Origin of the sequence: Psychroserpens sp. Hel_I_66, assembly GCF_000799465.1 — a bacterium.
GTDB lineage: Bacteria > Bacteroidota > Bacteroidia > Flavobacteriales > Flavobacteriaceae > Psychroserpens.
Genome location: NZ_JUGU01000001.1, coordinates 2421552 through 2434183, shown reverse-complemented (window position 1 = coordinate 2434183; position 12632 = coordinate 2421552). Strand labels below are relative to the sequence as shown.

Below are 12632 nucleotides of genomic sequence, written 5' to 3'. Positions count from 1 at the left end.
AGTTTATTCCGTTCAATACTATTATACCCATTTAGATGGGCAAAACATGAAACGATTACTTATAAATATTATGATGGTTTTGTTGTTATTTTCCTTCGGAAATGTAGCTGCACAGCAAAACGATGCCTATAAAGCAAAGAGTGAATCTCCATTGTTTACAATAAGGGGTTCGGTTAGGGAAAGTGATACTTATAATCCCATTTCAAAAGTAAATGTAGAGGTCAATGGAGGAGCTTACACTATGACTGGTTTTGATGGTAGTTTTATTATACGAGCAAGAAAGGGTGATGAATTAATGATACGCCATAAAGATTTTGAGACGGTTTATTACACTATTAAAGACGATGAACGCATTACTGTAGAAGTAGAGCCAGCCATTGAAAGAAAGCAATCCAGCCCTAAATATAAAGACAATATTAAAGCATTTAATGCCTTAATTGATTCGATTGGCAAGTATAAAAAATTAGATGTAAGTAAAAGTATTGATTTTGCAGGAAAGGCCATTTCACAAAGCAATTCCCAACAACAAAATGCAGAAGCTTATTTGGTTTTAGCTGAAGTTTACATGCACTGGAAACAATTTGATTTGGCAGTAACAAATTACAGAGTAAGCTTGCAAAATAGAGAATCTAATGAGGCTAAATTAGGTTTGGCAAAAGCTTATGAGCGCAACAAAAACTATCAAGAAAGTATTGATACTTATAAAGCTATTGATAAAAAACAACTGAGCAATTATCAATTGGTGACATTATATGAAGGTTTAGGTGATACGTATTTTAGTATTAAAAATTATGCATTATCAATAACTGCCTATAAAAAAGGATTAGAGGTTGCCAACACACACTTGATCAAACCAAAGGTTGTGGATCTCAACTCGAAAATAGCACAGGCTTATAATGGTGATGGATTTACTAAAGAAGCAGGATATTTTTTCGATAATTCTTTGGAATTGGCAGAGCAGACCAATAAAAAACGAGCATTAGAAGAAAAGGAAACAGTTGCGGAATTTAATAATGTGAATCGCAATTATTCCGAAGAAATACAACTTAGAAAAGAAATTGTAGATGATGTTGAAGCTGTAGAACGAGATTCTATTATAGATAATGAAAGTCCGCTCACACTTCAAAAACAAAATTATAAGATTGGTAATGCCTATTTTTTACAAAAGGATTACGACAAAGCCATCCCGTACTTAGAAAAAAGTATTAAAGAGGCAGATGCAAAAGGCGATTTGGTCGTAAAAAAAGATGCAACGCGAAAAATATCTGACGTGTACGTAGATGCTGGCGATTTTGAAAACGCACGATTAGCTTTTGAAGATTATAAAGTCGTTGTAGATGAGTTGTACATCAAACGTGAACAAGAATTATCTCAGGCAGATCGCTTTAGACGTAATATCGTAGAACAACAAAACCGAATTACGAGCTTAGAAAGTGACCGTAAACTCAATAGAAGTTTGGTTGAGGCACGAAGCAAAAATCAAGATATTATAATTTATTCGCTTATTACAGGATTGATTTTATTGTTGATCACTGCTTTTTTTATGTATAAATATATCAAGCAGCAACGTTTGGCAAATAATTTACTTGCTTTAAAATCGTTGCGTAGTCAAATGAATCCGCATTTTATATTTAATGCCTTAAACTCGGTAAACAGCTTTATAGCCAGTAATGATGAGCGTACAGCAAATAAATATCTGAGTGATTTTTCACATTTAATGCGAGCAGTTCTAGAAAATAGTGAAGAAGATTTTATTCCTTTGCAAAAGGAGATTGAGCTTCTAGATTTATATACTAAGTTGGAGCATTTCAGGTTTCAGGATAAATTTGATTATGATATTACGGTCAATGATGATGTTGTGGTTGGTGAGTATCAAATTCCGCCAATGTTATTGCAACCCTATATTGAAAATGCGGTATGGCATGGATTACGATACAAGAGTAAAAAGGGCCATCTACAAATTACAGTAGCCAAAAAGAGCGATAATGAAATAACCATTACAGTTGCAGATGATGGCATAGGGAGAAAACGCTCCAAATCACTAAAAACAGCAAACCAACAGAAGCAGAACTCAAAAGGCATGGGCAACATTAAAAAACGGGTTGCGATTCTCAACAATATGTATAAGGATAAAGTTGATGTGCTGATTGATGATAATTCTTCGGAAGAAGATTGTGGCACCAAGGTGGTTGTAACTCTAAAAAAAGATTAAATGAAACTAAAATCAATAATCGTAGAAGACGAAGAAACGAGTAGAAAAATTCTTAAGAATTATCTCAATAAATACTGCCCAAATGTTGACGTTTTAGGAGAAGCAGCAAATATAGAAGAAGCTTTGGTCTTGATTCGAAATAACGAATTGGACTTGGTTTTTCTTGATGTTGAAATGCCTTATGGTAATGCTTTTGATTTATTGGATAAAGTTGGTGATGTAAATTTTGAAACCGTTTTTGTGACTGCTTATAATCATTATGCAATTGAGGCTTTAAACGCTCACGCATCTTATTATTTAATGAAGCCAATTTCTATTGATGAGCTTATCAAAGCTGTAGATTATGTAACCGAAATAAGAGTAAAGGAAGATGCGCTTCAAGATCAAGTATTAGTTCCTAAAACCACAACGGTACAAGGTAAGATTACAATACCACAACAAGACGGATTTGAAGTGCTGCAAACCGCAGACATCATGTATTGCAAAGCAGATGACAATTATACCGAAATCTATCTCAACAACAATAAAAAGAAACTCGTAAGTAAAACTCTAAAGTATTTTGAAGACGCACTTACTGAAAGTGGTTTTGCCAGAGTACACAAAAGTTATTTGGTGAATGTTAACGAAGTAACAAAATACATCAAAGGAAAAGGAGGAAGCGTATTATTAAGCAACGGAAAAGAAATTATGGTATCTGCCTCTAAAAAATCTGATTTATTGTCTTATTTTAAGTGATAAATCAAAAAACATTAGCTAAACACAATATCATGCCAATCATAAAACCAGTAAGAGGTAAGCATCCACAAATTTCAGACGATTGCTTTATAGCAGAAAACGCTACAATTGTTGGTGAGGTTTCCGTAGGAAAACAATGCAGCATTTGGTTTAATGCAGTCGTTAGAGGCGATGTGCATTTTATAAAAATAGGAAACAAAGTCAATATCCAGGATGGTGCAGTAATTCATGCAACGTATCAAAAATCACCAACGACCATTGGCAATAATGTTTCGATTGGCCACAATGCGATAGTTCACGGTTGCACTATTAAAGACAATGTTCTCATTGGTATGGGAAGCATCGTGATGGATGATTGTGTGATAGAAAGCAATAGTATAATCGCAGCAGGAGCAGTGGTAACAAAAAATACGATTGTTGAGTCTGGCAGTATTTATGCTGGAATTCCAGCTAAAAAAGTAAAGGATATTAGTGAAGCATTAATTTCTGGTGAGATCAATCGTATTGCAGATAATTATGTGGAATATTCCAGTTGGTTTAAAGAATAAATTAATTGTTTTATTTTCTTCGGAAATTTGATGACTAAAAGTCCAGTGCTTTGACAGTGAATTTTTTATCTACGATATTTTTCAATACAGTTACATTTCCGTTGGAATAAAAAATATGATCAGGTTTTTTATTAGTTGTGTTGAGTATATTATTCTGCTCTAAGATATTTTTTGTTTGCTTAGCTACAGCTAATCCAGAATCTATAATTTTTACATGTTTAGGCAACATTTTTAATAGCATAGGGATAAGATATGGGTAGTGTGTGCAACCTAAAACTAAATAATCTATATCTGCCTTTAGCATTGGTTTTAGATACTCATTTAAGAGCGATTTCATAGCATTACTATCGGTTTTACCATCTTCAATAAGTTGTACGATACCCTCACCAACCTGTTCAATAACGTTGATACCTTGACTGTATAGATCTGTAGTTTTATGAAACAATTCACTGCTTAAGGTTCCCTTTGTGGCTAAAATGCCAATTGCTTTCGTTTTTGTGTTAAGTGCTGCGGGTTTAATGGCTGGCTCTATACCTATTAATGGAATATCATAGGTGGCACGTAAATAAGAAATGGCATTTGTTGTAGCAGTATTGCAGGCTACAACGATAAGTTTACAGTTTTTTTCTAAAAGTAACTCTGTGTTTTTGATGCTTAGTTCAATAATTTTAGATTTACTTTTATTGCCATAAGGTGCATTTTTGCTATCTGCCAGATAAATAGTATTTTCATGAGGTAACAGCGCATGAATTTCTTTGAAAATCGATGTGCCACCAATTCCAGAATCAAATATACCTATGGGTTCACTACTTCTCATATTACAAAAATAAAAAAAGCCACTTATTAAAAGTGGCTTCATTATCGTTTAATTTATAAATTCTAATGGATTAGAATCCTAATTCTTTTTTTACATCTGCTAAAAGATCTTTACCGTCTGATACTAATACACCACCACCTTGAGTAGAGTCTAATACATATTGGTAACCTTGCGCTTTGGCAACTTTACTAATTGCAGCTTTAGCTTTCTCGAAAATAGGCTTTAATAAAGCAGCTTCTTTTTTACCAAGATCTTCTTGTGCACCTGCTTGGTACTCACGAATACTTTGTTCCATTTGCTGAACTTCTTTAGCGCGCTTAGTGTTTTCTTCTTCAGTTTTAGTTTCTGCCTCAGCTCTATATTGCGTCACTTTATTTTGAAGTTCTGTTACCATTGTCTTATAATCTGCATCATAAGTTTTAGATAACTTTTCAATCTCTGCTTGAGCAGCTTTCATATCTGGCATAGCCTGCACAAGATCTGTTGTATTTATATGTGCAATTTTACTTTGTGCTGTTGCAAGACTTGTTGTGCCAACAAATAGTATAGCTGCTAATAAAAGGGTTTTTAAGTGTTTCATTTTTAAATTTGTTACGTGTTTAATTATTATTTTTAGTTATCGTCGGGAACGGAGTCATTTTCTTTTTCTTGTGCCTCACGCTCTTCTTTTGCTTTTTTTCTCTCTTCGAGTATTTTCTTTTTTCGCTCTTCTAAAGCTTTTTTGCGTTCTTCGCGATCTTTTAGTTTTTGTTGTTTCTTCTCTTCTGCTATTTGAGCTGGTGTTTTTGTTGCACCACTTTCTTTAGCTTTTGAAGAATCTTGTTTTTTAGCGTTTTCTCCTTTTTCTGTTGTTGGAGATGTTCTGCTACCTGTGCTGTCTCTTTCTTCTTTTGCTTTTGCTCTTTCGTCTAATATTTTTTGACGTCTTTCTGCAGCAGCAGCCTTAAGAGAATCTCTTCTTTTTAATTGTGCTTCTTGTCGCTTAGCTATTTCTGCTTCACGAGCTGCTTTTTTATCTTCAATAGCTTGTTGACGCTCATCTAATTCTTTATTTACCACGGGCACGACATCTTCTTCTTCCGCTTGTCTGCGCTCTGCTCTTGAATTTGCTTGTGTTCGCTTAGATGATCTTGTAATGCTTCTAATGACTAGTTCGCTAAGGTCAAAACGTTCCGCAGAATATAACATTACCACGTCTGCAGATTTATCAAAAATGAAATCATATTTTTTACCACCTGCAATTTCTTGTACTGCAGCAAAAATTTGATCTTGTATTGGTTGTATCAATTGGTTTTTTTGAATCATCAAATCGCCATTTGGTCCAAATCTTTTTTGCTGATAATCTAAAACTTCTGCTTCTTCAAAAGTGATATCCTCTAAGCGCTCTTCGTACAATTCTTTAGTTAATAATACACTTTCACTATTTAATTGTTTCTTTTTTGTATCGATTGCTGTGAGGCGTTGTTCAATTTCAGTCTTCCATTGTTGAACTTTACTTTCTAACTGCGTTGTTGCTTCTTGGTACTCAGGTATATTTTCTAAAATGTATTCTGTGTCAATATAACCTATTCTAACACCACGTTGTGCATTGGAAACAAAGCTCACTAGACTTATTATGGCCACTAAAAAAAGAACTTTACTTTTCATCTGTATAATTTTATTATTTATGATAATTACTATAAATTTTAAAATGACAGATTAAAATACGATTCTGTCAAATGTGTTTAGTTTTTCAAATTAACGAAATATATTTAGAAAAATTTTAACACAGACATTAAATCGTCATATTGTTAATTATTATGGTATATAGAAAATATCGTGCCAAAATTAAAATTGCTGTCCAATAATGAAGTGAATTTCTTGACCGTTCTTTTGTGTTTGTCCAGGTAATGGGTCGAAACCATATCCAAAGTCAATACCAAGTAAACCAAACGCTGGCATAAAAATTCTTAGCCCAACACCTGCAGATCTTTGAAGATTAAAAGGATTGTAATCTCTAAAATTGTCAAAAGAAGCACCAGCCTCAACAAATGTAAGTCCGTAAATTTTTGCCTGTGCACCTAGAGTAATAGGGTAGCGTAATTCCAAAGAAAACTTATTGTAAATGGTTCCTCCATCTTGAGAAGATAAGGATTGATTTGGATATCCACGAAGTTGTATCACTTCTCTACCATCTAGAGCAAAATTACCGAGTCCATCTCCTCCAAGGAAGAAACGCTCAAAAGGCACAACACCTCTATCTTGGTTATAAGCGCCCAAGAAACCAAATTCCATTCCAGATTTGAATACTAACTTATCCCATATTCTAGTGTACCAGTCTCCCTTAAACTTAACTTTATAAAATTCAAGCCAGTTAAAGCGTTCTTGATCTATTTCACCAATTCTAGCTAAATCATCAGCATTTGTTGGGTCTAATTGGTCACGTTCGTTTTTTAGAGCTTCATAATCCACATTATTAAATAACGAATATGGTAAAGAGAACTTACCAGTAATAGCAAAACTAGAACCTCCTGTAGGGTAAATTGGATCTACAGATAGATTGTTTCGAGATAGCCCAATGGTATAGGATAGGTTATTGGAATAGCCATCACCAAATGTGAATAGACCGGTATTATAATTCTTTAAATTGTAATGTTGAATTGCAACTGCCTGAGATAATGTAAAATAATCATCTGGTACTTTCAAACGCTTCGCAATACCAACAGAAAGCCCAGTAATATTGAATCTTCTATCTTTATCTGCGTCCCTTGTGATAGGATTAAATAAAAATTGTTTGGTGTGGGAAATTGATGTAGATAATTGAACTGGACGTTTTCCTCCTAACCAAGGTTCAGAAAAAGAAAAACTATAGGTCTGGAAAAAACGCGATGCTTGTAATCTTAAAGCTAAACTTTGTCCATCTCCAGAAGGAATTGGCTTATAGGCTTCCTTATTAAAAATATCTTTTATGGCAAAATTGTTAAAGGATAACCCTAAAGTTCCAATAAAACCACCACCACCATAACCACCTTGTAATTCTATCTGGCTAGATCCACGCTCTACAACTTGATACTCAATATCAACAGTACCATCCTGTGTATTGAAATTTTTCATGTTAGGTGTTAACTGCTGTGCATCAAAAAATCCAAGTTGACCAAGCTCTCTAATCGTTCTAATAACATCACTTTTACGATATAGAGTTCCTGGTTTTGTTCTCAATTCTCTATAGACAACGTGGTCATTTGTTTTATCATTACCACTTACAGATACATTATTGAAATATGCAGGTTTTCCTTCGGAAATTCTAATCTCCATATCTATCACATTACCATCGGCACTAGTCTCTACTGGATTGATGGATGAGAATAGGTAACCACTATCTTGATATAAATTTGTAATATCTACAGCATCAGGTTTCGTTTCATCTGCAATACGTTTACGAAGTTCAACACCATTATAGGTAGAGCCTTCTTCAATTTTTAAAATAGACTGTAATTGCTGGTCTGTAAATACAGCATTACCAACGAACTTAATTTTACCAAATTTATATTGTTCTCCTTCCTCTACATCTATGTATAAGGATATCGTTTTGTCATCTTCATATACTATAGAATCACCCAGAATTCTAGCATCACGATACCCATTTTCTTTGTAATTGTCTATAATGCTTACTAAATCTTCTTTATAGTCGTCTCTGATAAATTTTGAACGTTTAAGTATACGTAAAGGATTTTTCTGCTTGGTATTCTTCATTGATTTCCTAAGTTTTTTATCAGAAATCTTTTCATTTCCATTAAAAACAATGTCGTCAATTTTTACTTTTTCACCTTTATCAATAAAAACTAGCATGTTAACTCTAGCTTTTTCAATAGAGTCATTAGTGACTTCCTTAGTTGTAACCGTTGTTTTTGTATTTAAAAAACCTTGTTTTTTATATTTGTTTGTAATATAATTACGGGTTGTCGTAACTAAATTCTCAGTAACTTTTGTTCCTTTAGAAAGATTGTTTTCAGTTATTAATCCGTCAATCTTACCTTTTTTAACGCCTTGTATGGTTACCTCGTTTAATTCTGGTAAATCAACAAGATTGATTTCTAGATAGGCTTTATTTCCTTCGGTTTTTGCAAGATATACGTCGATACTACTAAATAGATTAGAATCCCAAAGTTTTTTAATGGCATTACTTATTTGCTCACCAGGTATTTCAATTTCTTCTCCTACTTTTAATCTTGAAAAAGATATAACTGTAGATGGGTTAAAATTTGTGTTACCTGTAACTTTTACATCTTCTAGAATGTATGTTTTGCCTTGGTTAAAATCGGTTTGTTGTGCAGTTACTACAAAGGATGTAATAAAAATGAATGCGGTAAGTAGTGACTTAATATAAGTTTTCAAAAGTAAGTTGTTAGGTAAGTTGTTCACTTGTTTTTCCAAATCGTCGTTCTCTATTTTGATAATTAATCAAAGCTTCATAAAGGTCCTTTTTCTTAAAATCAGGCCAAAGAATGTCTGTAAAATATAATTCTGCATAAGCGATTTGCCATAATAAAAAATTGCTTATACGCTGTTCACCGCTTGTTCTGATCAACAGATCAACATCTGGTAAATTTTGCGTGTAAAGATGCTTATTAATAATCGATTCGTCAATGTTTTCAACAGAAATTATATTATTTTTAACTTTCTCTGTTAATTCTTTTATAACGTTAACAATTTCTTCTCTTGAGCCATAACTTAGTGCTAAAGTCAAGGTCATATGGGTATTGTTTTTTGTTTTATCAATGACTTCTAATAATTCTTGATGGGCTTTTTTTGGTAGATCATTTAAATTGCCAATAGCATATAATCTAATATTATTGTCTTGAAGTGTTTTGATTTCCTTTTTAAGGGATTTTACCAAAAGCTTCATTAGTGTTTGAACTTCCAGTTTTGGACGTTTCCAATTTTCCGTAGAAAAGGCATAAAGAGTTAGGTTTTTGATTCCAATTTCCGCACTTGCCTCAACGACGTCTCTAACAGATTTTGTTCCGTTCTCGTGACCAATAACTCTAAGTAACCCTTGCTGCTTAGCCCAGCGTCCATTGCCATCCATAATGATTGCAATGTGATGCGGTAATTTTTCGCTTATAATTTGATCTTTTAATTCCATTTTTAAAAATTACAATAGCAAGGTCTTTGACCAAAGGTGTAGGTTAGGGTGAATCCTGTAAATACATACCAGTCGTTGCTGTTTATATTTCCGAAGGAAAAATTCTCTCGAGAGGGATCATCTGGCACGCTGCCATCCAGCTCATCAGAAAACGTATATCGTGCGCCAACCTCAAAACCCAATATAAAGTGATTGGTAATATTTGATTTTATACCTAGGACCATTGGGATACCAAATGCCCAACTTTTTGTGTTCTCAGAGACTTGTTCTCCAGCATTATCAAAATAGAAATTGGGATGTCTTGCGGTAGAAATTCCAGAATATAGATAAGGGACTACTTTAATCCCGCTTTGATGTAGATCAAAATCCCAAAAGTTAAATTCCATTCCTGCGGAAAACTCCAGTAAATTAGAGTCAAATTTGTAATCACGTGCAACACGTCTAGGGTCATCAGAATTTTCATCAAAACCTATATAATCTGAATATTTTATAGAAAAACGCCATGAATGTCTTGGGCTGCGATTCCATTTTAAGATACCTCCCAAAGTTACTGTGTTAGGGGCAACATAATCTGTTGGGCCAACATCGGCAATAGGGTTGCTGCCACCAGCAAAAATGCCAAACTCATAAATTTGGGAGTGGCTTTTTTGTATGAAAATTATACTCAATAAAAATAAGATTAAATACCTCATAAATTTTTAAAAGTTTGCAAATATAATAAATATGATTTGCCTTTGGTAATTTGTGGCAAATAGTCTTACTGAAAACTGATTTTAAAAGGATTTATTGTCTATTGTAATCTCAGTTTCTCTTGTCTTCGCCCCAAAGCATTTTTTGTCTTAATGTATCAATAAAACTCTCATCAAGCAACTCTACCATTTTAATTTTAAAATTGGCTTTTTTTATGGTGATTAAGGTAGCGTTAGAAAGGGTTACAATTCTTGAGTCCAATGACATCAAATGTTGATCTTCACGACCGTCAACCTTTAATTTTATAGTCGTATCATCAGGAATCACCAACGGTCTGGCATTAAGATTGTGAGGCGCAATGGGAGTTAATACAAAACTGGTAGCGTCTGGAGTAATAACTGGTCCGCCACAACTCAAAGAGTAACCTGTTGAGCCAGTAGGCGTAGAAACAATAAGCCCATCTGCCCAATACGATGTCAAGTAATCATCATTTAAATGGGTGTCTACAGTAATCATTGAGGTAGTGTTTTTTCTACTTACTGCAATTTCGTTGAGTGCAAAATTTGTTTCCTTAAGGCTTTCGTTTTCAGGATTGGTCTCAACGCTTAAAAGCGTACGTTCAGAAGTTTTGTAATTGCCATTTAAGATATGCTCAATGGCAGTTTTAATTTCATCAATTTGTATCGTTGCCAAAAAACCGAGTCGTCCCGTATTTATACCAACAATGGGTATTGAAAGATTACGAACATAAGTAATAGCTCTCAAGATTGTCCCGTCACCACCAACGCTGATTAAAAGATCAAAACTTTCGTTAAGCTCTGTAAAGGATTGAAGTTTATTTATTTTTTTTTCTTCGGAAATGAGCTGATTGTAAAATTTGGCTTCAATATAGATATCAACACTATTTTGCTCAAGCACATCAATAAGCTCATCAAAAGATTCTGAAGATTTATCTGGATAGTAAAGGCTATAAACAGCTACCTTCATAAATTAAATGTCTAAATATTTCTTAAGGTATTCAGAGCGTTCTTTCAGGTTTTCGACATAGGTGTCTTCTTCGTGCCCAGAAATTATATTATAACTGTAACGTCTAAATGTTTGTACAACATCGTTTAGGCCTGCATTGCCAATTTTAAGAGTAACCTGTATTAAACCTCCTTCCATTTTAGAAATAAATGCACCTAAGATTTTTGCGTCGTTAGATTCTACAATTTGGCTTATTTCGCTAAAAGAGTAATCTGTAATTCCTTTTTCAATGATTAAAATTCCACCAGGCTCAGCAAAAAACGGAGTCTCGTTAAATAATCCAATAATATCTCCAAGCTCATAATAACCTAAATAATTATTATGTTTATCAAGAACAGGCATAATATTACAGGAATTTTGAGCAAAGGTTTCTAGAACATCAAGCCAATTGGTTTGAGATCTTACAAAAAAGCCTTCGATAGCATAATTACAATCGGCAATCGTTTTTTGCGATTCAAAACAGTGCGCATCATTTTCCGAAATACAACCTTGATAAACACCATCTCTTTCAACAGGAATGTGTGAATAGGTCAATTCATTAAATAAAAGTTTGACGTCACTAACCTTCTCATTTACATTGAGAGGTTTTATATCGTTTATGATGTATTGTTTTAAAGGCATAACTATCTATTATTCTATTCAAAATTAATTAAAAATAACCACAAATAAGCAGTACGGACTTTGTATTTTTGTGTTTGTAAATAAAAGGTACAATGACAAAATTAAGTGTAAATATTAATAAGATAGCTACGCTAAGAAACTCTCGTGGAGGAAATACACCAAACGTTTTGCAGTTTGCAAAAGACGTTCAACGTTTTGGGGCACAAGGTGTGACCGTACATCCTAGGCCAGATGAGAGACACATTCGTTATCAAGATACAAGGGATTTAAAACCAGAAGTCTATACCGAGTTCAATGTAGAGGGAAACCCTGTGCAATCTTTTATGGATTTGGTATTAGAGGTAAAACCTACACAGGTTACTTTGGTGCCAGATGCAGAAGATGCCATCACTTCAAACGCGGGTTGGGACACCATTAAGCATAAAGATTTTTTAACAGATGTGATTGCTCAATTTAATTCCCACGGAATACGCACCTCAATATTTGTAGATCCAGATCTTAAAATGATAGAAGGTGCCAAGCTTACAGGAGCAAATAGAATAGAACTTTACACTGAAAGTTTTGCGCATCAATACAGTTTGGGCAACAAAAAAGAAATCGAGTTATTCGCAAAAGCTGCAGAATTATCAAATGACATAGGTTTGGGAGTCAACGCTGGTCACGATTTATCTTTGGATAACATTAAATTTTTTAAGGATAATATTCCTGGATTGTTGGAAGTCTCGATTGGTCATGCTTTAATTTCCGAAAGTTTGTATTTGGGAATTGAGAATGTGGTACAAATGTATTTGCAGAGACTTAAATAATTAAAATTGCTATTTGTCATTTCCAACGCTATTAGAAATCTCATTATTAAAG

Annotated in this window: 12 protein-coding genes; 4 read left to right on the top strand and 8 right to left on the bottom strand. The window is 33.7% G+C overall.

Features of this window, described 5'->3' with window-relative positions:
• Positions 1-46: 46 nt before the first annotated feature.
• The 3 genes from GQ40_RS10945 to GQ40_RS10935 are packed head-to-tail and all read left to right on the top strand — an operon-like array spanning position 47 to position 3495.
• A complete protein-coding gene (locus tag GQ40_RS10945; RefSeq protein ID WP_047548129.1) occupies positions 47-2212 on the top strand; it encodes a histidine kinase in 2166 nt (721 codons plus the stop codon).
• Positions 2213-2947, top strand: a complete 735-nt coding sequence (locus GQ40_RS10940) for a LytR/AlgR family response regulator transcription factor (RefSeq protein WP_047548127.1) — start codon at positions 2213-2215, stop codon at positions 2945-2947.
• Between the two features lie 32 nt (positions 2948-2979).
• Positions 2980-3495 (top strand): gamma carbonic anhydrase family protein, encoded by a 516-nt coding sequence (locus GQ40_RS10935; protein ID WP_047551867.1) that lies wholly within the window; start codon positions 2980-2982, stop codon positions 3493-3495.
• A gap of 34 nt (positions 3496-3529) precedes the next feature.
• Here GQ40_RS10935 and murI read toward each other — a convergent pair whose 3' ends face one another.
• From murI to GQ40_RS10895, 8 genes are all read right to left on the bottom strand, one after another.
• Positions 3530-4312 carry a glutamate racemase gene (gene murI / locus GQ40_RS10930; protein ID WP_047548124.1) on the bottom strand — a complete coding sequence of 261 codons (783 nt, stop codon included), beginning with the start codon at positions 4310-4312 and terminating at the stop codon, positions 3530-3532.
• Positions 4313-4382: 70 nt separating this feature from the next.
• Positions 4383-4892 (bottom strand): OmpH family outer membrane protein, encoded by a 510-nt coding sequence (locus tag GQ40_RS10925; protein WP_047548123.1) that lies wholly within the window; start codon positions 4890-4892, stop codon positions 4383-4385.
• Between the two features lie 32 nt (positions 4893-4924).
• Positions 4925-5959: an OmpH family outer membrane protein gene (locus GQ40_RS10920; protein WP_047548121.1), complete on the bottom strand. Its 1035-nt coding sequence runs from the start codon at positions 5957-5959 to the stop codon at positions 4925-4927.
• Positions 5960-6139: 180 nt separating this feature from the next.
• The gene (gene bamA / locus GQ40_RS10915) at positions 6140-8725 is read right to left on the bottom strand and encodes an outer membrane protein assembly factor BamA (protein ID WP_047548119.1); all 2586 of its coding nucleotides are present in this window, start codon (positions 8723-8725) and stop codon (positions 6140-6142) included.
• A complete protein-coding gene (locus GQ40_RS10910) occupies positions 8697-9437 on the bottom strand; it encodes an isoprenyl transferase (RefSeq protein ID WP_047548117.1) in 741 nt (246 codons plus the stop codon). Before GQ40_RS10910 ends, bamA begins: the two co-directional genes overlap by 29 nt.
• A gap of 2 nt (positions 9438-9439) precedes the next feature.
• A complete protein-coding gene (locus GQ40_RS10905) occupies positions 9440-10129 on the bottom strand; it encodes a DUF6089 family protein (protein ID WP_047548115.1) in 690 nt (229 codons plus the stop codon).
• A 109-nt stretch (positions 10130-10238) separates the two neighbouring features.
• Entirely contained in the window at positions 10239-11114 is an 876-nt protein-coding gene (locus tag GQ40_RS10900) for an NAD kinase (RefSeq protein WP_047548113.1), read from the bottom strand.
• 3 nt (positions 11115-11117) lie between these two features.
• Complete coding sequence (locus GQ40_RS10895) at positions 11118-11774, bottom strand: CBS domain-containing protein (protein WP_047548111.1); 657 nt, start codon at positions 11772-11774, stop codon at positions 11118-11120.
• 92 nt (positions 11775-11866) lie between these two features.
• On the opposite strand from GQ40_RS10895, the gene GQ40_RS10890 reads away from it, so the two are divergent.
• Complete coding sequence (locus GQ40_RS10890; protein WP_047548109.1) at positions 11867-12580, top strand: pyridoxine 5'-phosphate synthase; 714 nt, start codon at positions 11867-11869, stop codon at positions 12578-12580.
• Positions 12581-12632 lie beyond the last annotated feature (52 nt).